Raw genomic sequence first — 19,653 nt, 5'->3', positions numbered from 1 at the left:
TTGATCAATTATGATTATAATGAGGAATAAATACATTTTTGGAGCAAGCAGTTTTTTACTGCTTGCTTTTTCATTTAGTACTACCTTGATAGCACAAGAAATTTCTTCTTTGGTAGCAATCAATACACCTTATGACGAGCAACACCCAGTAATTTCTCCAAATGGAGAACTGTTCTATTCAGTTGGCTTCCATCCCGAGAATTTGGGGGGCGCTACAGACTTTGGAGATATATGGATGACTAAGCAAGGCACTTCGGGAGAGTGGGAAAATCCGATGCACGTCAAAAGCTTATCTACTTCGGGTAATGATGTGCTTGTGGGATTTCCAGATGCATTGACCGCTTATGTTTACCATAGTGGAGATGGGGTTAAGATTAGACAAGGCATCCATCAATATGCTAGATTCGGTTCTGAATGGAATTATGTACGACCTTTAGAAATGGGGAATTTTAGAAATCAAGGTACTCATTTCAGTGGTAGACTGAGCCAAGACAAAAAAGTGATCATCATGGCCATGAATTCATTTGGTTCATATGGCAATGAAGACATTTATATTTCCGAAGAAATTAGAGAGGGCGTTTGGTCTTCTCCGGTCAATTTAGGTACGGATGTCAATACATTTTCCCAAGAATTGACACCTTCCATTTCCTCAGATTTGAAGAGGATCTATTTTGCTTCTAACTCGAATGTCTCAGGTAGGGGTAGGGATATTTACACTTCACAAAGACTGGATTTAGATTCATGGACTTCTTGGTCTGAACCCGAACCTTTAGAACAAATCAATACCGAAGGTGCAGAATTGAGTTATGTGCTATTTGACCAAGATAAAAGCCTGGCTTTTTATACAAGTACTCAAAATTCAGAAGGTTTTGGAGATATCCTCATGATTACCCATCAGCAAGAACAGTGGGAATCTGTAGCTGAAGTATTAGATCAAGTAGATAAAAAAGAGGATTTGAAAATCAATCAACTGGCAATTAAACAAGACACTGTTTCCAATAAAGAAGGACTCTCAAAGGCAAGTACAGTTGTAGTTGGAAATACACAAGCGTTAATTGTAGAGGACAGCATCAAAACTCTGATCGTAGAAGAAGAAAGGATAAAAATTAATAGAAGCCTTAGAGTAATTGATCAGCAAACCAAAGATGCTTTACCTTACATCCTAGTTTACACCAATGCACAAGGATTCAAAAAAACTGCTGCTAATCAAGAAGAGTTTTGGTTAGCTTTAGACGCTGATCAAATCAAATCTTTCACTATAAGTAGTGAAAGTTATATACCAGTCTTTGTAGCAGAGACTAAAAAAGTTGCCAATGAAATCGTTATTGCACTTCAACCAATTTCTACAGGTGCTACCATCATTTTAGATAATATTCAATTTAATAGAGGAACTTCCGATTTTGCTGACGCTAATTCAATTAACCAACTTGATCAATTAGTAGAATTTCTGAGAGCAAATGCAAATGTCAGAATCAGACTGGAGGGACATACAGACAATGTAGGTGACCCTCAATTGAATAAAGAACTTTCTATGCAAAGGGCTTCTAAGATTAGAGGCTACCTTACTTTAAAAGGAATAGACTTCGAACGGATTCGAATAGCTGGCTGGGGTGGGAGTAGACCGTTAGCTGATAATGCATCAGATGATGGTAAAGCCAAAAATAGAAGAGTAGAGATGATTATAGATAGATTAAACTAGAAAGAAATGTTTGAGTATAATCCAGAAAAGCATTACCCAAAAGAAACAGAAAGTAGGGTAGTAATCCGCTTTCAAGATTGTGATCCTTTGCAGCATTTGAATAATGCGAAGTATTTTGATTATTTCTTCAATGCCAGAGAAGATCAAGTTCCAAAATTGTATGGAGTTGAAATGATAGATTTTATCCAAAAATACAAAGCAGCTTGGGTAGTTTACAATCATAACATCTCCTATGTAAGACCGGCAAAAGTAGGTGAATGGGTAAGAATTAGAAGCCGTATCCTTTGGCACAATCACAATACTGTAGTGGTAGAGTATTACATGACAGATGATACTCAAAAGGAGTTGAAGACTTTATTGTGGACTACCATGCGCTACGTGACAGTCAAAGAAGGGAAATCTACCGACCATAGTGGTGCAGTCTTAGAATTCCTCAAAGCTACCTCCGAGAATTTTGACATTGCTAATTTGAGTATTTCTGAAAGAGTAAAGCAACTGAAAATCAGATTACAAGGTGTGTAAAGTTTATTCGGAATTGATCATTTTGAGAAAAAACCTGTTCAATTATGGACAGGTTTTTTTCATGTTAGATTTAGGTCATAGCAAATAAAATTTTTTTAAATAATTATTTTCAAATTTTTAAACTTTTGAATGCAACCTTTTAAAAAGTTAAAAATTAAGCTTGGTTGTGATTTTTTGTATCAAATGTGTACAGTTGGACAACAAATTGACTAGAAAATGAAACAGTTTTATGGTTATTTGATAGCTCGGAATTTTATTTTTGAATCCAATTTTTTATTGCTTGCTTACTCGAATCCTCCCTTCATTGCAATGTTTGAAAATTTATTGGTACAGAACATGGCTATGCTTTACCGACAAACAAAACCAATAAATGATAACTATTATGAAAACACTATTCACACTCGCACTAGCCCTTAGTTTAGTAACAAGTGGCTTTGCAAAAGAAGGTACCATGAATGTAAAAGCTGCTTCACATGTAAAAGTTACTGAGAAATCAATTATGGTTTCACTTGACGAGTCTCTTGGGAAAGTTCGCTTAGTCATTGAAGATGAAAAAGGCAAAAGACTTCATGCTCAGACACTCTTCCTGAAAACTTCCACTCGAGTTCCCTTCGACCTTTCTAACTTGCCTGCTGGTAATTACACAGTTGAAGTTGCAAGTTTGGAAAAGAAAAGTGTTGTTGGAAAGGCTGTCTACAAAGTCGCAACCAAAGAAGCAGATCAGCCTATTGCCTTACCATTGATGGCATCAGGTAAAATGGTAGAAGGAAATAGGGTGAAATTGACCGTATTCGGATTAGAAGAGCCAGGAGTTGATGTGAAAATAAAGAATCAATTTGGAAGGACGCTATTCCAAGAGAGAATCAATGAAAACGAAGGTTTTCAAAAGGTTTATCACCTCAAAGACATCAACCCTAAGGCTATCGTAATGGAAGTTACTGACATCAAGGGAAGACAAAAGAATCTGTATTTTTAACTGCCACCCAAAATAAGGTCTTGGAGTCATCCGAGACCTTTTTTGTTTAATTTTTTTACACTGACGGTTATTTTGATGGTGATTTTTTTTACATTTTTGAAATTCAATTATTCAAAAACAATCCCAGTATAAATCAAAAATTAATCAGCAATGAGGCTAAAACACCAATTTTCATTACTTGTATTAGCATTATTTGTATGGTCATCTACTTCTATAGCACAGGAGCAAATAGACCTAGAAATGATGTACAAAATCAAAAATGAAGGTTTGAGAAATTCTCAAATTCAAGACCTTTCTTTTCATCTTACTGACTTAATGGGCCCTAGACTTTCTGGCTCAACTAACCTAAGAAGAGCACGTCAGTGGACAGCAGACAAATTTAAAGAGTGGGGATTAGAAAATGTACGCATTGACTCTTACGGAGATTTTGGTAGAGGATGGGACGTGAAGAAATCTTACATAGCCATGAAAGACCCTTACTATGCATCTATCATTGGCCATCCAAAGGCTTGGACAGACGGAACAAATGGGCTGGTATCTTCAGAAGTAGTTTTGGTAGATATTCAGTCGGAAGCTGATCTTGAAAAATACAAAGGTAAGCTAGCAGGTAAAGTGATCATTGTACCAACTACATTATCTACTTCCCCAGCTTTTGAAGCAGAAGCGAGAAGGCTTACTGATGAAGAACTTGAAGCTAGAAAAGTAATTTCTATTGGTGGTGGCGGTGGAGCAAGATGGACTCCACAGCAATTGGAGCAAATGAGAGTAGCAAGAGCCTTGGATGCAAAAGTAAATGAGTTTTTGATGGAAGAAGGAATTGCCCTTAGACTTACGGGTACTAGAGGTAACTTCGGAACTGTATTCCATACTAGAGCAGGTTCTTACAGTACAGACAAGAGAAAAACGATGCCAGAAATGGAGATCGCATTGGAGCATTTTGGAAGAATTGAGAGATTGATCAAGAATGGTCATAAAGTTACCATCGATGCTGAAATTGAAGTGGAATGGCTAGATGATGATTACAAAGGTTATAATGTATTGGCCGAAATCCCAGGTACCGATAAAACGCTTAAGCCTGAATTAGTGATGCTTGGTGCACATTTGGATAGCTGGCACGCAGGGACTGGTGCTAATGATAACGCTGCTGGTGTAGCTGTGATGATGGAAGCTATCAGAATATTAAAAACTCTTGGCGTGCAGCCAAAAAGAACTATTAGAATTGCGCTTTGGGGTGAGGAAGAGCAAGGGCTTTATGGTTCTAGAGGATATGTACAGAAGTACGTAGCAGATAGACAGACCAAAGATAAAAAAGGTGAGTGGGATAAAATTTCTGCTTATTACAATGTAGATAATGGTTCTGGAAAAATCAGAGGCATTTATTTGGAAGGAAATGATCAATTGGTTCCCGTATTTGAAAAATGGTTTGAGCCCTTTCATGAAATGGGAGCAAAAACCATTACTAGAAGAAATACCGGCTCTACAGATCACGTAGCATTTGATGCTGTGGGGGTACCTGGCTTTCAGTTTATACAAGATCCAATCGACTATGGTAGAGGATACCATACCAATATGGATCTATATGAAAGAATGCAACAAGGTGATATGACTCAGGCTGCAATTATAGTAGCAGCAATGGTCTACAATACAGCACAAAGAGACCAAAAATTACCAAGGAAGCCTTGGAATTAAAAAACAAAAGCGGGAGGTTGAAAAATCTCCCGCTTTTGTATTTGTAGGGTTTTTCAAAACTCAATTTTTTTCAAATTCCATAATTGCAAATTCAAATTTCACTTCATGTTAATTAGGAGAAATCTTTTGCAATGGTTGAAAATTTGGTTTGGAGTTATTTTTATTGATGAAACAAAATATTCTAAAAGTGATTACTATTTGTAGGAGCTTAGAATATTGGTATATTCGAACTCGCTTTTGAATTGAATCAGAATTAACCCAATAATAACATGCAAGGATTGCCAAGAACGATATTTACTGAAGAACATGAAATGTTCAGACAGTCTGTAAGAGATTACATAGCCAAAGAAATCACTCCCCGTAATGCAGAGTGGGAAAAAAATAAAATGGTATCCAAAGAGTCTTGGAAAGGATTAGGTGAAAACGGTTTTTTATGTCTCTCTGCTCCAGAAGAGTTTGGAGGTATGGGTATTGAAGATTTCAGGTATGCTGCCTTATTTATTGAAGAACTTGGATTAAGTGGATGTTCTGGGCCTGCGATCGGTTATCCTTTGCATAGCGAGATTGTATTCCCGTACGTTCATCACTATGGAACAGAGACTGCTAAAAGCAAATACATTCCTGAGATGATTTCTGGAGAGATAATCTCGGCTGTCGCCATGACCGAGCCTGGTGCCGGAAGTGATTTACAAAATATCAAGGCCACTGCACAAGATATGGGAGATCATTACTTGATCAATGGTTCCAAAACTTTTATCACCAACGGCTATCTTTGTGATTTGGTCGTGGTTGCAGCCAAGACAGACTCGAGCTTAGGTGCAAAAGGTATCAGTTTGTTTTTGGTAGATACTACCATGGAGGGATTCAGTAAGGGGGTTCCTTTCGAAAAAGTTGGTTTGCATGCTCAAGATACCTGTGAATTGTTTTTCGAAGATGTGAAAGTCCCTAAGGAAAATCTTCTTGGTAAAGTTGGAGAGGGTTTCAAATACTTGATGACAGAACTTGCGCAAGAACGGTTGGTGGTAGCCCTTGCAGCCTTGGCATTGGCAGAGAGTACCTATCAAGCGACGATTGATTATGTGAAGCAAAGACCTGCATTCGGTAAGACGGTTGCGGACTTTCAAAATACCAGATTCAAATTGGCAGAAATGTCTGCCAAATTAGAAATGGCCAGGATCTACATGGATCAATTGGTGCTCTTGCACAATGATAAAAAAGTAGATTCTGCAATGGCCTCTGCTGCCAAATACACAATGACAGAATTACAATGTGAAGTAGCGGACGAATGTGTACAACTGCATGGTGGGTATGGGTATATGTGGGAATATCCAGTAGCTAGGGCTTACGCTGATGCTCGTGTGCAGCGTATCTATGCTGGCACCAATGAAATTATGAAAGAATTAATCGCTAGAAAGATCTTGAGTTGATCAATATAGATTTAGCTATGAAAAAGCCACTTTGTTTGTTGCAAAGTGGCTTTAATTTTTTCTGAGAAGCATAATTCTTTTATATTTAGTAGTTAAACCCAAAATATGCATTTGAGTTTCTATTTCGAACCCTGATGCATAATCTAGGTTGAAATGTTTTAATCATTCATTGACCCAAAATATAAGATAACTTATGCAAGATTTTCCTTGGTACAAATTTTATCCTTCAGCAGTTGATAAGGATATTGATGTCAAAGCCTATTCCTCAGTTGTAGATCTCTTTGAAGAAAGTGTCAAAAAATATGGTAATTCAATTGCTTATGAATGCATGGGCAAGACCATTACATTCAATGAAGTTGACCAACTTTCAAAAACCTTTGCAGCTTATCTTCAGAACAATCTGAAGATGAAAAAAGGTGATCGCGTGGCCATTCAAATGCCAAATTGTCTACAATATCCTGTAGCCATGTTTGGTATATTGAGAGCGGGTATGGTGGTGGTGAATACCAATCCACTGTATACAGCCAGCGAAATGAAGCATCAGTTCAATGATGCTGGCGCTGATGCAATTGTGATACTGGCCAATTTTGCTTTTAATTTAGAAAAAATTCAAAAGGACATCTCTGCAAAACATGTCATAGTTACAGAACTAGGAGATATGCTTGGAGGCTTAAAAGGTGGTATTGTGAATTTTGTAGTAAAGTACATCAAAAAAATGGTGCCTGCCTTTAACTTGCCAAAAGCAATCAAATGGAAGCAAGTCATGTCAGCAGCCAATCCTGCAAGTTTCAAAAGAGAAGAAATGACCTTGGGAGATGCAGCTTATTTACAGTATACAGGTGGTACCACAGGCGTATCCAAAGGTGCAGAATTGACTCACGGTAATATCGTAGCCAATATGCAACAGATCTCGGCATGGATGAAACCTAAGCTAAAAGAAAGAGAGGAAATAGTCATCACAGCTCTGCCACTGTATCATATTTTTGCTTTGACTGTAAATTGTCTTGCAATGATGAAGATTGGCGCTCACAATGTATTGATCACCAATCCAAGAGATATGCCTGGATTCATCAAAGAATTGTCCAAGCATAAATTCACTGTATTCACTGGCGTAAATACACTTTTCAATGGATTATTAAATCAAGATGCATTCACTAAGCTTGATTTTTCTTCTCTGAAGATCGCTGTAGGAGGAGGAATGGCTGTACAAAAAGCTACAGCAGAAAAATGGCAAAAAGTGACTGGCACTCCACTTGCAGAGGGTTATGGGTTAACGGAGACCTCTCCTGTAGCGACTTGCAATGCGATAGATGGTACAGAGAGAATTGGAACCATTGGTGTTCCTCTTCCACACACCAATGTCAAGGTCATAGATGATGATGGAAAAGTCTTGGGAGTTGGTGAAAAGGGGGAATTGTGTATTCAAGGACCTCAAGTCATGAAGGGCTATTGGAATAGACCTGACGAGACCGAGAAAGTCATGGATGGAGATTGGTTCAAGACTGGTGATATTGCAGTTATTGACGAAGATGGATTTGTGAAAATCGTAGATCGGAAGAAGGAAATGATCCTTGTCTCTGGATTCAATGTCTATCCGAATGAAGTAGAAAATGTAATCGCTTCGCATCCAAAAGTATTGGAAGTAGGAGTAATAGGCATGCCAGATGATAAGTCTACAGAAAAAGTGGTGGCCTATGTGGTACCTAAAGATAAATCCATCACAGAAGAAGAAATCATCACTTATACCAAGGAAAACCTGACCAATTATAAAGTACCTCGTGAAGTCTATTTTGCTGACGAGCTACCCAAGACCAATGTAGGGAAGATATTAAGAAGAAAGATCAAAGAAAATCACGAGAAGACTTTGATGTAAGCTGCCAACAGTCAACGGTCAACGGTCAACAGCAACACTTAAACTAAGTTTAAGGGGATATCAGTATAAAAGTTGTTATACATATTAATATTATTGTTCGATTGGACATCGGATATGCGTATTCTTGAAAATAAAAAAGCCCAGTTGGAAATATCCACTGGGCTTTTTGCAAATTTATTCAAGTTTACTCTTCGGAACTTTCAGGAAAAGGAAATAATACCTTGTCAATGAAGTGAGTCACACTTTTTGTTGCTTTGAAATCTGTTCTGATGATGTTAGCAGTTTGACCAAAAGAATCTTTCAGGATATATTTACCTTCACCTCCTTCTAATACGAAGAGTTTTGTATCTAAATAAATCGGATTAAGATCTTCTGGATTAATTGGGATCATTGAAAGTAAATTTGCTTCACCTTGAATTTCGAGTAATTGATTACCCGAAAATTTCTTTCCAGAGATCACTTGATTACCAATGGCGGCCATTACCAAATCAAGGTTTTGGTTTACATTTCTTGGGGTTATCTCTAAAGATTTATAGGCCTCATCAGTTGCTATAAATACCGTTGCTCTGTCTTTTACGGCGGGAACCCAATTATCAGTCGCTCTTAGAGCTGCCAATGTCACCTGCAAGGAAGGCATAGCATTTCCGGCCCTGGCATTTGGATCAGTTGGGAATTGGAGGTTTTCTAGTTCTTCCAAAAATGCCTTCTTAAAAAGTGCATTTTCATCTAGTGTAGGTTGTTCTTCAACTGATGTACAGGAGAACGTGACCGCAATCACAGCGGCAAAGACCAAAGCCATCCCGGCTCTGAGTCTTTTGGTTAGGGTGTTGTGCATTATTCAAATGGATTTGATAGTAATAAAACTGATGAAAGATAATACAAAAATGCATTTCAAAAAATATTTCATCAAAATATTTTGTGAAAACACCAAATTATCCTTTGTTTTTAGGGAGATTTACTTAAAAAAGTAAATAATTTGATAACTTCAATGTGTTTCAGTCACAAGATTATCCTTAATCCGCTCAATCTTTGGAAACGCTAATCAGAATCAATACCTTCGTATTTTAATTGGAAAACAAGAATTATCAATGGATTTAAAGAAATTAGACCAAGACCTCACCGCCATAGTGGAGAAAAGAATTGAGTTGAGTAAAATCACTTATGCAGATGAGCGCTACGATGATATTGAAGAAGAACTTCATGATTTGGAAGACGATTTCAATGAAGAGTATGGAGATGAATTAGAAGCCGAATTAGAGAAAATATACAAATTGCTTCAGTCTGACAATGATGTGTTGTTACCATCTGCTTATTTGGCTAACGCTTACGTGCCTATGTTACCAGATGCAAATGGTGTGATCTCTTACGAGGTAAAGGGTCCTCAAGGAGTTCCCGTAGAGTCCGATCAATTTGAAAACCAAGATGTAAGAATCGTAATCATTCCTAACCCTACGAGATTTGTTATGCAGATCAATGGTGTTTCTCTTAAAGATCTTTGGAGAGCTAGATAGGTTTAGTTATTAGGTTATTTGGATAACAGTAATTGAGTTAATTTGTGATTAGTGAAGGGTCATTCAATAGTTAATCAATTGTAAACCTTCACCAAATAAATAATGCCTGAAGCGATTTACTTCAGGCATTATTGATTAGAAACCTAATTTCTCCCTAATTTGCCTTAAGATTTTTTGGGCTTCAGTTCTAGCCTTAGCTTCACCTGCTGCCAATTTCGCTTCCAATTCTTTTGGATTGGACATGTAATAATCGAAAGCTTCTCTTTCTTTTTGATATTTGCTGAGGATTAGGTCTAGAAACTCCTTCTTAGCATGACCATAACCAAAATTACCAGCAAGGTATTTTTCTCTTAATGCCAAAGTAGCCTTTTCATCTGTTATCAAGCTATACAACTTATAGACATTACATGTATCAGGGTCTTTTGGCTCCTCTAGAGGTGTGCTGTCTGTGACGATGCTATTGATATTTTTCTTCAATTGCTTTTCTGGAAGAAAGATATCTATGTAATTATTATAAGACTTGCTCATCTTTTGGCCATCGGTCCCAGGAATGATCATCACAGATTCACTAATTCTAGCTTCTGGAATGGTAAATATTTCTGCTTCTAATTGCCTATTTACCGTGCTCGCAATGTCTCTGGTAATTTCCAAATGTTGCAATTGATCTTTTCCGACAGGGACCAAATTGGCACTGTAGAGCAAAATATCCGCAGCCATCAATACTGGATAAGTAAAAAGTCCAGCATTTACATCCGCTAGCCTATCAGACTTATCTTTGAAGCTATGAGCATTAGCCAACATAGGAAAAGGAGTGAAGCAGCTCAAATACCAGGTCAACTCAGCAACTTCGGGAATTTGTGACTGTCTATAAAAAACTGTTTTGGAAATATCCAAGCCAAAAGCTAACCAAGCTGCTGCTACTGCCAAGGTGTTTTCCTTTCTCAGCGCTCCATCTTTGATGGTAGTGAGAGAATGAAAATCAGCAATAAATATAAAAGACTCTCCTTTTTCTTTTTTTGTGAGTTCGATAGCAGGGACGATTGCCCCGAGTATATTGCCTAGGTGAGGCCTGCCCGAACTTTGTATACCTGTCAATACTCTAGCCATTTCTAAGAATTTTGGCGCAAATTAAATAAATATGGGTACAATTCGTGTGAATTTTGCCGTTATTTGCCTCCATGAATACACATAAGTTTTATCTGCTTTTCGCTTTCTTCTTACTGATCAATGGATTGCCCATTGAAGCACAGGTGATTGAGCGTCAGCTTTTGTTTTGGGAAAATAGAACAATAGATATAGGAACAGTTTTCGAGGAAAATGGGAAAATCGAAGTGGAGTTTTTGGGGTTGAATCAAACAGATTCACTGATCCTGATTTCTGATGTGATCACAGATTGTGGTTGTGCCACAGTGGAGTTTTCTCAGGATACTATTCTTCAGAGTAAAGTAGGAAGTATAAAGATCAGTTATGAGCCTGACCATAGGGGAGGTCCCTTTACGAAGTTGATTGTGGTCAGAGCTAACCAAGACATCTATGGAGATACGCTTTACCTTCAAGGGAATAATATTCCCTTTCCAGATGATTTGATAGCTGCTTATGCACACCAAGTAAACAATGTTGGCTTTAGACTCCCAGCTATCAATATGGGGAATGTTTACACCAATGAACCAAAGAAAAAATTGGTGGAGATTTATAATTTCGGAGTCGATAGTCTCAGACTGGTATCAAATGCTGAAAACAGTGATTTTACTGATTTGAGCTTATTCCCAGAAGTAATAGGCCCAGATCAAAGAGGCTTAATTGAAATTTTTTATGATGGAGCTGTTAGGGCTGATTTTGGTTTTGTATCAGATGACTTGATTTTGAATTTTGAAGGGAAGGATGAACCAATTTCAATTAAATTGCTGGCAAATATTTTTGAGTATTTTGAACCCATTCCAAAGAGTATGGTGCAAGTAGTTCCGCGATTGGGGATTCAAGAAGTAGACATTGATCTCAAGGATATCCGAGCCAATCAAATCATCAAAAGGAAGATCAAACTAACCAATCAAGGAGCCGAACCATTACAAATCAGGAAGGTAGTGGGTAATTGTGATTGTGTATTGATCAATTTGGAGTCTTTACTTATTCAACCCAATGAATCAACAGACTTAGAATTTACTTTCGATCCTAATGGTAGGAGAGGGATAGATCATAAGCATATTACGATTTTTTCCAATGACCCCGTCAACCCTGTGAGAACTATCGTAGTGAAAAGTACCATCAAATAAAGAAATGCTAGACAAGGAACTTTGTGGCATAGTTTTCGTTTGTTTTAATATGGTCATTTAGCAGGAAAAAGATCTTGCAGACCGCTTTTAATTTTCTTTTCACTCAAAACAAATAATGATATGAGTTCTACAAAATTTCTTTTAGGAGCACTACTTGGTGCTGCAGTCGGTGTACAGGTTGGTATTTTGATTGCTCCTGATAAGGGTGTCAATACAAGAAAAAAATTAGGCAAGAAAGGAAGTGCTTATCTTGATGATGTGAATGGTAAAGTCAATGAGTTTATCGATAGTCTTAATAGCAAAGTATCAGAAGCTGGTAAGGAAGTTGATAAGTTGGCTAAGAAGGCGAAAGCCGAAGCTGAGAAATTGACAAAGTAAAATCGAATTAAAAAGTTTTTATGGAGGTGTCTTTTAAAAAAGACACCTTTTTTTGTATGTATTTCTCTTAAACTATAAAGACCTTTGAGGTTTCAAAAACCTCAAAGGTAAATAAGATTCTTCTTATTAAGATTCTTTTTATTATTTGCAAAGACTCTGTCTTAAATCTTACGTCTTATGTCTAACGTCTTTTATCTTAAGTTGTCTCCTACTTAAAAGCCGCTATCCCCGTAATCGCATGCCCGAGAATCAGTAAGTGAATATCATGCGTGCCTTCATAAGTAACAACAGACTCCAAGTTCATCATGTGACGCATCATTGGATACTCTCCAGTGATACCCATGCCACCATGAATTTGCCTTGCTTCTCGAGCGATGTCCAAAGCCATGGCCACATTGTTGCGCTTAGCCAATGAAATCTGGGCAGTTGTAGCCTTTCCTTCATTCATCATTTTGCCCAATTTCCAATTAAGTAATTGTGCTTTGGTGATTTCAGAAAGCATTTCTGCCAATTTTTTTTGTATTAATTGAAAAGAACCTATTGGTTTATCAAACTGTATCCTTTCCAGAGCATATCTTCTAGCTGAATCATAACAATCCATTGCTGCACCCACGGCTCCCCATGCGATGCCATATCTAGCAGAATCTAAACACATCATCGGTGCACCCAGGCCAGATTTACCAGGAAGCAGATTTTCCTTTGGAACTTTCACATTGTCAAATACCAGTTCTCCGGTACAAGATGCCCTAAGGGACCATTTGTTGTGTGTCTCAGGGGTTGAGAAACCCTCCATACCTCTTTCTACGATCAATCCGTGAATTCTTCCTTCTTCATTTTTTGCCCAAACGACTGCAATATCAGCTTTGGGTGAGTTGGAAATCCACATCTTGGCACCATTCAATAGATAATGATCTCCCATATCCTTGAAGTTGGTAGTCATCCCACTTGGATTTGAACCGTGGTCAGGTTCTGTTAGCCCAAAGCAACCCAACATTTCACCAGAGGCTAATTTTGGTAGGTATTTTTGTTTCTGCGCTTCTGAGCCAAATTTATAGATTGGGTACATCACCAAAGAACCCTGAACAGAGGCTGTGCTTCGCATGCCAGAATCACCTCTTTCGATCTCTTGCATGATCAAGCCATAAGCAATGTAATCCAATCCACCTCCTCCATACTCGGAGGGAATCTGTGGACCAAAGGCTCCAACATCACCAAATTTCTTAACTATTTCGTATGGAAAATGTGCATTTTGTGCCCAATCTTCAATGAATGGGCTGATTTCTTTTTTTACGAAATCTCTAATAGATGTGCGAATCAGTAGATGCTCCTCTGACAGAAGGTCATCTACTCCGTAAAAATCTACTCCTTCAAACATGTCTTGTTTACCGGATTTAATACTCGTTTGATTTGGATTCATATCTGTTTTGGTTTATTGCCAATTAAAGTGGAATTTTGTTGTACTATGATGATCAATTCCTGCCTTGAAATAAATAAGAAGCAGGTTAAAAAACTACCTTATTCGATAAAATTTTAGCACATGAACCCAGCCTCAAGCCAAAAAGACATTTTAGAGAAAATAGAGCTACTTCAAGAGAAATTCAAAGCATCAGGCCAAGATTTGTCTTCTTATTTGGAAGGATTACTTTACTCAGATTATTTGACTTATTGGGATTATATCAATTTGGATGTCTTACTCTCTTTGCAACAACCCAAGACTTCATTTAAGGACGAAAAGATTTTTATCATTTACCATCAAATCACAGAATTATATTTCAAATTGATCATCTGGGAACTTGAACAAATCGCAGATCAGGAAAAGATCTCAGCCGAATTTTTTAAAGAAAGGTTAGAAAGGGTGATCATGTATTTTGATCATTTGATCTCCTCTTTTGCAGTGATGTGGAAGGGAATGGAAAGAGAGCAATTTCTCAGATTTAGAATGTCTTTACTGCCTTCATCAGGTTTCCAAAGTGCGCAATACCGTGTTATTGAAATCATGTCTGCTGATGTGGTCAATCTCCTCCATGTAGAAAAGAGGGCTACTACCAGTTCAAACGCAGATGTTGAAGTTTTATTTGATCATTTGTATTGGCAACAAGGTGCCATTGAGTTGGCTACTGGTGAGAAAACACTTACCCTCAAGACTTTTGAGTCCAAATATGGGAAAGAGTTGAAGGAATTGATTCATAATTATAAGCAAAAAAATATTTGGCAGAAGTATCAGCAATGTGAAGGAAAAGATAAGGCTTTGTTAGAATTAATGAAAAGTCTAGACCTCAAAGCTAATGTCTTCTGGCCATTGGCACATTACAAATCTGCAGTGAGGTATTTGCAAAGAGATCCTGTAGATATTGCAGCTACTGGAGGCACCAACTGGCAAAAGTATTTACCCCCACGATTTCAAAAAGTAATCTTCTATCCCGAACTTTGGACAGATCAAGAAAAAGAAGAATGGGGTAAAGGCTGGGTTGTGAAAGAGATCTTTGGAGAAGAGGGAAGAGGTTAAAGGAAAAAGAGGAAAGGAGGAAGAATCAGCCTTTACCTTAACAATTAACCCAACAATTCCATAAAAAGCCCACAATCTTCCAATCTTATAATCCACCTTGAGAGGCCTCGGAGAACTCAATCAACCTATAACCAATTCACCTTTTAAGGATAAATACCTTACAATGAAAAAAGAATTAAACTTACAACTCAGCCCGAAGGAGGCTTATGACGAGCAGGTCTTTCAGGAGGTAGTTGCCAAAAGACTCGGAATTAAAACCGAGCAACATCAATTTAAAGCTAGGCAAGTCAAGCGATCGATAGATGCACGTGGCAGGCAAGTTAAAGTAAATGTGACCGCAGAGGCATTTATTGACGAGCCTTCGACTCCGCTTTTGTCTACTCCAAAAGCTTACCAAAATGTCAAAAACGCTGATCAAATCATAATCGTAGGTGCAGGTCCTGCTGGATTATTTGCAGCATTAAGAGCTATTGAACTTGGCGTAAAACCAATCCTAATAGAAAGAGGTAAAGATGTTAGAGCAAGGAGAAGAGATCTTGCTGCAATCAATAAAGACCATATTGTCAATCCGGAATCCAACTATTGTTTTGGTGAAGGAGGTGCGGGAACCTATTCAGATGGAAAGCTCTATACCCGCTCCAAGAAAAGAGGAGATATCAGGAGAATCATGGAGATTTTTGTCTCTCATGGTGCTACAGAAGAGATCTTGGTGGATGCACACCCGCACATTGGTACCAATAAACTTCCTAAAATTGTCACCGAACTCCGAGAATCTATCATCCAAGCAGGAGGGGAAGTCCTTTTCAATACCAAAGTAGTTGACTTTATCCTGAAGGACAATGAAATGGTTGGTGTAATTACGCAGGATGGAGAGCAAATCAAAGGACTGGGTGTTATTTTAGCTACAGGTCATTCAGCTAGAGATATTTTTCACCTTTTGCATGCTAAAAATATACTGATAGAAGCCAAACCTTTTGCCCTTGGTGTAAGGATAGAACACAGCCAAAACCTGATTGATCAGATTCAATATCATTGTGAGCTGGATCGAGGACCTTATCTTCCAGCTTCTAGCTATGCCTTAGTACAGCAAACTTATTATAAAGGAAAGCAAAGAGGGGTTTTCTCTTTTTGCATGTGCCCTGGAGGTTTTATCGTACCTGCCGCTACCTCACCGGGTGAATTGGTAGTCAATGGTATGAGTCCAAGCAGAAGAGATAGTAAATTCGCTAATTCGGGAATTGTGGCTGCTGTAGAACTAGAAGACTTACCTCAATATGTTAAATATGGCCCATTGGCAGCTATGATGTTCCAAGCTGACGTGGAAAAGAAGGCTTGGGAAATAGGCGGTAAAACACAAGTAGCTCCAGCACAACGCATGTTGGACTTTGTCAATAGAAAATCTAGCAGTTCGCTTTTGGATACTTCTTACCAGCCAGGTCTGCTGTCAGCGGATATGCATGAAGTGCTTCCAGACTTCATTTCTAATCGCTTAGTAGATGCATTTCAGGCTTTTGGAAAAAAAATGAAAGGTTATTGCACCAATGAATCTCAGTTGATAGGGGTAGAAAGTAGAACTTCTTCTCCAGTGAGAATTCCAAGAATCAAGGAGACTTTTGAGCATCCTATCATCAAAAGGCTCTATCCATGCGCAGAAGGGGCTGGATATGCAGGAGGAATTGTATCGGCGGCTATGGATGGAGAAAGATGTGCAGAACATCTGATTGAAATGTATGTAAGGAATAATTTACATTGATATGTATTTATGATCAATAAAATAAATAAATGTAAATAATACACTTAATATTAAAAATCTCTGATTATCTTTAGAATTCATTCAGGGAATAAGACATCAATAAAGTAAACTATACCCATGAAGATCATTGCAATTGGCAGAAATTATGCAGAGCATATTGAAGAGCTCAAAAACGAAAGACCAACAGCTCCCGTCGTATTTTTGAAGCCTGACACGGCGTTATTGAAAAATAACATGCCTTTTTTCCACCCTGACTTTTCGGAAAATATCCACCATGAAGTGGAATTGGTTTTGAAAATCAATAAGGAAGGCAAATACATCAAAAGGGAGTTTGCTCATAGGTATTTTGAAGAAATCGGTATCGGTATCGATTTCACCGCAAGAGACCTACAGGATCAATGCAAGGCCAAAGGACTACCTTGGGAAATCGCCAAAGCATTTAATGGTTCTGCTCCCGTTGGAGAATTTTTATCCACTTCTGAAATCAAAGACTTCAATGATCTCAATTTCCACCTGCTGATCAATGGAGAGCTGCGTCAAAAAGGTAATACTTCCATGATGCTATTTGACTTCGCAGTAATTATAGAATATGTCTCGCAGTTTTTTACACTGAAAAAAGGAGATCTGATCTTCACAGGTACACCCGCAGGAGTAGGGAAAGTCAATATTGGAGATCGATTAGAAGCATTTATAGAAGGACAAAAACTACTGGACTTTGAAGTTAAATAAGCTATTTCTTCTTCTTTTTTGTCTTCTCAGCGGTTCTTTATTCGCTCAGGGTTATCTCTTTCCGGTCAAACCTGGACAAAGAAACTTCCTTTCGGGTAATTTTAGCGAAATCAGGCCCAATCATTTTCACAGTGGTATAGATATTAAGATTGGTGGAGTAGATGGAGAACCTATTTTATCCATTGCAGACGGTTATGTTTACAGAGTAAAGATTTCTTCTTTCGGATATGGGAATGTGCTGTATGTGAAGCATCCAAATGGGCAGTCTTCTGTCTATGCACATTTGCAAAAATTCTCTCCCAAAATCATGGAGCGCATGAAGCAGGAAATGTATGCTGTGCAGAAAAATGAGCTTGAGGTATATCTTGATGAAAATACCTTGAGTGTAAAAAGAGGTGAAGTTATAGGATATGGTGGTAACACAGGAAGTTCGGGAGGTCCACATCTACACTTTGAAATTCGCGATAGTTTGGATAGAGCCATTGAACCCTTGAAGTTCGGATTTAACAAAGAGGTGCTGGATAATACACCTCCTATCTTATACCGTATAGCGCTTCGCCCAATGGATTTTGAATCGCGGGTCAATGGCAAATTTGAGCGTCAGGAATTTACGCCCATATTGGAAGGAGGACGCTATGTGCTGCCCAATGAGATTAAAATCACAGGGAAAGTAGGTCTAGAGGTCTATGCGATAGATAGGCAAGATGGTGTGAGTAATATTTTTGGTATACCAATCTATGAATTGCTAGAAGAGGATAAACCTATTTTCAGAATCGATGTAGATCATATTGACTTCAATAAAGGTAGGTTCTTTTTGACCCATACGCATCAAAATCGCTTTGTCAGACTTTATCCATACCCGAACAATCCAATGCAACTCTATGAAGTAGATACCGTCAGCAAAGGCCTAATCAGCGCTATGGATGGACAGGCTAAAAAGTTGCAAGTCAACATGAAGGATTTCTTTGGTAACACCCGAATTTTAACTTTAAATGTTGTTGGTGAAGTAAAAGATAATCAGTATTATACAGCTACTTCAAACAATGCGTCCACTAAGATTACTTATCAAAGAGAAGTGATGGTGATTGATACCAAATTGTCCCAAGTGGGTAGTTTGGCCAAGGTATATGCAGGTGAGCGCATTATGGAAATCGCCCCAGCTTATGAAGAGAATGGAAGAAGGATATACCTCTGGAATATGGATTTTGCCATTCCCGATTCAATAGATCTGTGTACAGAGCTAGTCAATCCTGAGATAATCAGCAAGATTCCCTTTGCCGAGGAGTTGATTTTCACAGATGGCGATGTTACTTTAGGTTTTTCGGACGATACCCTGTTGGATGACTTGTTTTTGAGGTACAAGTTGCAGCGAAGGGAAAATGATTTCTCACTAAGTATCAACCCCTCAGGAGATTATCTTCAGCAAAATTTGGACATTAAAATCCATCAGGCAGCATCCAAGCCAGACAAGAGTCGACTTCATGTCTATGCTGTTGCGGGTAATGGAAGGAAAAATTTTGTGGGTGGTACTTGGGAAGGCGATGATATTCAGTTTAAAACCAGAAATTTTGGTACTTTTGTCCTGGATAGCGATGAAATACCTCCAAGAATCCTCCCCATACGTGTGAATGCCAGCGAAATCAGATTTCGAATCAGTGATGAAAAGTCAGGAATTCGGGATTTTGAGGCATTTATCAATGGAGATTGGGTGATGATGCGCTACGAACACAAGCAGGCTGTCATCTGGTCTGAAAAATTAGATAAACAACCTTTCAAAGGAGAGGTTTTATTGAGGGTAAGGGACATGGCAGGCAATGAAGCCACCTGGACCGGTATAATCCAATAAACTTAACCTTAAAAAACAAAAACTATGTCACTAGAAGTAGGAAATGTAGCTCCAGATTTTGAATCTATCGACCAAAATGGCAACCCTATTAAACTTTCTGATTTCAAAGGGAAAAAGGTTGTCCTGTATTTTTATCCCAAAGATAATACGCCAGGCTGTACTGCACAAGCCTGCAACTTGAGAGATAATTACGAAGCCTTACAAAAAGCAGGTTTTGTCATTTTGGGCATCAGCTCAGATTCTGCGAAGTCTCACCAGAAATTTATTGAAAAACAAGAATTGCCATTTTCCCTGATCGCGGATGAAGACAAATCTGTCCATGAAGCCTATGGCACCTGGGTAGAGAAATCCATGTATGGTAAAAAGTACATGGGAACAGCACGTACTACCTTCATCATTGACGAACAAGGTAAAATCGCTGAAATCATCGACAAAGTGAAAACCAAAGAACACACGAATCAAATTCTCAAATAA

Annotated in this window: 17 protein-coding genes; 14 read left to right on the top strand and 3 right to left on the bottom strand. The window is 38.2% G+C overall.

The genetic code is table 11. From position 1 onward, the window contains the following. The first annotated feature begins 19 nt into the window (after positions 1-19). The 6 genes from CHB66_RS05365 to CHB66_RS05340 all read left to right on the top strand — a co-directional run bounded on the left by CHB66_RS05365 (position 20) and on the right by CHB66_RS05340 (position 8,186). A complete protein-coding gene (locus tag CHB66_RS05365; RefSeq protein ID WP_245812671.1) occupies positions 20-1,699 on the top strand; it encodes an OmpA family protein in 1,680 nt (559 codons plus the stop codon). A 6-nt stretch (positions 1,700-1,705) separates the two neighbouring features. Then, entirely contained in the window at positions 1,706-2,221 is a 516-nt protein-coding gene (locus CHB66_RS05360) for an acyl-CoA thioesterase (protein ID WP_089238758.1), read from the top strand. A gap of 382 nt (positions 2,222-2,603) precedes the next feature. Continuing rightward, positions 2,604-3,197, top strand: a complete 594-nt coding sequence (locus CHB66_RS05355; RefSeq protein WP_170932436.1) for a DUF3244 domain-containing protein — start codon at positions 2,604-2,606, stop codon at positions 3,195-3,197. Positions 3,198-3,347: 150 nt separating this feature from the next. Continuing rightward, positions 3,348-4,886 (top strand): M20/M25/M40 family metallo-hydrolase, encoded by a 1,539-nt coding sequence (locus CHB66_RS05350; RefSeq protein WP_089238754.1) that lies wholly within the window; start codon positions 3,348-3,350, stop codon positions 4,884-4,886. Between the two features lie 269 nt (positions 4,887-5,155). After that, positions 5,156-6,313 (top strand): acyl-CoA dehydrogenase family protein, encoded by a 1,158-nt coding sequence (locus CHB66_RS05345; RefSeq protein ID WP_089238752.1) that lies wholly within the window; start codon positions 5,156-5,158, stop codon positions 6,311-6,313. A 193-nt stretch (positions 6,314-6,506) separates the two neighbouring features. Beyond that, a complete protein-coding gene (locus CHB66_RS05340; RefSeq protein WP_089238750.1) occupies positions 6,507-8,186 on the top strand; it encodes an AMP-binding protein in 1,680 nt (559 codons plus the stop codon). Positions 8,187-8,370: 184 nt separating this feature from the next. On the opposite strand, the gene CHB66_RS05335 is transcribed toward CHB66_RS05340, so the two are convergent. Further along, positions 8,371-9,021, bottom strand: a complete 651-nt coding sequence (locus CHB66_RS05335) for a fasciclin domain-containing protein (protein WP_089238748.1) — start codon at positions 9,019-9,021, stop codon at positions 8,371-8,373. 253 nt (positions 9,022-9,274) lie between these two features. Between CHB66_RS05335 and CHB66_RS05330 the strand changes: the two genes are divergently transcribed. After that, the gene (locus CHB66_RS05330) at positions 9,275-9,697 is read left to right on the top strand and encodes a hypothetical protein (RefSeq protein WP_089238746.1); all 423 of its coding nucleotides are present in this window, start codon (positions 9,275-9,277) and stop codon (positions 9,695-9,697) included. Between the two features lie 135 nt (positions 9,698-9,832). Here the strand turns inward: CHB66_RS05330 and trpS are convergent, their stop codons facing one another. Then, positions 9,833-10,804 carry a tryptophan--tRNA ligase gene (trpS, locus tag CHB66_RS05325; protein ID WP_089238744.1) on the bottom strand — a complete coding sequence of 324 codons (972 nt, stop codon included), beginning with the start codon at positions 10,802-10,804 and terminating at the stop codon, positions 9,833-9,835. Between the two features lie 71 nt (positions 10,805-10,875). Between trpS and CHB66_RS05320 the strand changes: the two genes are divergently transcribed. Next, positions 10,876-11,967, top strand: coding sequence for a DUF1573 domain-containing protein (locus CHB66_RS05320; protein ID WP_089238742.1), 1,092 nt, complete (start codon positions 10,876-10,878; stop codon positions 11,965-11,967). A gap of 120 nt (positions 11,968-12,087) precedes the next feature. Further along, entirely contained in the window at positions 12,088-12,345 is a 258-nt protein-coding gene (locus CHB66_RS05315) for a YtxH domain-containing protein (RefSeq protein WP_089238740.1), read from the top strand. 208 nt (positions 12,346-12,553) lie between these two features. Here the strand turns inward: CHB66_RS05315 and CHB66_RS05310 are convergent, their stop codons facing one another. Beyond that, on the bottom strand, positions 12,554-13,762 hold the full coding sequence (locus tag CHB66_RS05310; RefSeq protein ID WP_089238738.1) for an acyl-CoA dehydrogenase family protein: 1,209 nt from the start codon (positions 13,760-13,762) through the stop codon (positions 12,554-12,556). A 120-nt stretch (positions 13,763-13,882) separates the two neighbouring features. Here CHB66_RS05310 and CHB66_RS05305 point away from each other — a divergent pair, with 120 nt between their 5' ends. The 5 genes from CHB66_RS05305 to bcp all read left to right on the top strand — a co-directional run bounded on the left by CHB66_RS05305 (position 13,883) and on the right by bcp (position 19,653). Then, positions 13,883-14,851, top strand: a complete 969-nt coding sequence (locus tag CHB66_RS05305) for a tryptophan 2,3-dioxygenase family protein (protein WP_089238736.1) — start codon at positions 13,883-13,885, stop codon at positions 14,849-14,851. A gap of 163 nt (positions 14,852-15,014) precedes the next feature. Next, positions 15,015-16,604 (top strand): NAD(P)/FAD-dependent oxidoreductase, encoded by a 1,590-nt coding sequence (locus CHB66_RS05300; protein WP_089238734.1) that lies wholly within the window; start codon positions 15,015-15,017, stop codon positions 16,602-16,604. 117 nt (positions 16,605-16,721) lie between these two features. Beyond that, complete coding sequence (locus CHB66_RS05295; RefSeq protein ID WP_089238732.1) at positions 16,722-17,333, top strand: fumarylacetoacetate hydrolase family protein; 612 nt, start codon at positions 16,722-16,724, stop codon at positions 17,331-17,333. After that, positions 17,320-19,179: a M23 family metallopeptidase gene (locus CHB66_RS05290; RefSeq protein ID WP_089238730.1), complete on the top strand. Its 1,860-nt coding sequence runs from the start codon at positions 17,320-17,322 to the stop codon at positions 19,177-19,179. The genes CHB66_RS05295 and CHB66_RS05290 overlap by 14 nt, the downstream gene beginning before the upstream one ends. Positions 19,180-19,203: 24 nt before the next feature. Further along, a complete protein-coding gene (gene bcp, locus CHB66_RS05285) occupies positions 19,204-19,653 on the top strand; it encodes a thioredoxin-dependent thiol peroxidase (protein ID WP_089238728.1) in 450 nt (149 codons plus the stop codon).

This window comes from Belliella buryatensis, from assembly GCF_900188245.1.
Lineage (GTDB): Bacteria > Bacteroidota > Bacteroidia > Cytophagales > Cyclobacteriaceae > Belliella > Belliella buryatensis.
Note: the sequence above shows the minus strand (reverse complement) of the source record. Positions and strands in the feature narration are given on the sequence as shown.

What these genes read in the sequence shown, in the direction of transcription:
- CHB66_RS05360 (WP_089238758.1), top strand. Translation starts at nt 1,706, where the DNA reads ATGTTTGAGTATAATCCAGAAAAGCATTACCCAAAAGAAACAGAAAGT.
- CHB66_RS05320 (WP_089238742.1), top strand. Translation starts at nt 10,876, where the DNA reads ATGAATACACATAAGTTTTATCTGCTTTTCGCTTTCTTCTTACTGATC.
- CHB66_RS05310 (WP_089238738.1), bottom strand. Translation starts at nt 13,762, where the DNA reads ATGAATCCAAATCAAACGAGTATTAAATCCGGTAAACAAGACATGTTT.
- CHB66_RS05335 (WP_089238748.1), bottom strand. Translation starts at nt 9,021, where the DNA reads ATGCACAACACCCTAACCAAAAGACTCAGAGCCGGGATGGCTTTGGTC.
- CHB66_RS05330 (WP_089238746.1), top strand. Translation starts at nt 9,275, where the DNA reads ATGGATTTAAAGAAATTAGACCAAGACCTCACCGCCATAGTGGAGAAA.
- CHB66_RS05300 (WP_089238734.1), top strand. Translation starts at nt 15,015, where the DNA reads ATGAAAAAAGAATTAAACTTACAACTCAGCCCGAAGGAGGCTTATGAC.
- CHB66_RS05355 (WP_170932436.1), top strand. Translation starts at nt 2,604, where the DNA reads ATGAAAACACTATTCACACTCGCACTAGCCCTTAGTTTAGTAACAAGT.
- CHB66_RS05345 (WP_089238752.1), top strand. Translation starts at nt 5,156, where the DNA reads ATGCAAGGATTGCCAAGAACGATATTTACTGAAGAACATGAAATGTTC.
- CHB66_RS05315 (WP_089238740.1), top strand. Translation starts at nt 12,088, where the DNA reads ATGAGTTCTACAAAATTTCTTTTAGGAGCACTACTTGGTGCTGCAGTC.
- CHB66_RS05365 (WP_245812671.1), top strand. Translation starts at nt 20, where the DNA reads ATGAGGAATAAATACATTTTTGGAGCAAGCAGTTTTTTACTGCTTGCT.
- CHB66_RS05295 (WP_089238732.1), top strand. Translation starts at nt 16,722, where the DNA reads ATGAAGATCATTGCAATTGGCAGAAATTATGCAGAGCATATTGAAGAG.
- bcp (WP_089238728.1), top strand. Translation starts at nt 19,204, where the DNA reads ATGTCACTAGAAGTAGGAAATGTAGCTCCAGATTTTGAATCTATCGAC.
- trpS (WP_089238744.1), bottom strand. Translation starts at nt 10,804, where the DNA reads ATGGCTAGAGTATTGACAGGTATACAAAGTTCGGGCAGGCCTCACCTA.
- CHB66_RS05340 (WP_089238750.1), top strand. Translation starts at nt 6,507, where the DNA reads ATGCAAGATTTTCCTTGGTACAAATTTTATCCTTCAGCAGTTGATAAG.
- CHB66_RS05305 (WP_089238736.1), top strand. Translation starts at nt 13,883, where the DNA reads ATGAACCCAGCCTCAAGCCAAAAAGACATTTTAGAGAAAATAGAGCTA.
- CHB66_RS05350 (WP_089238754.1), top strand. Translation starts at nt 3,348, where the DNA reads ATGAGGCTAAAACACCAATTTTCATTACTTGTATTAGCATTATTTGTA.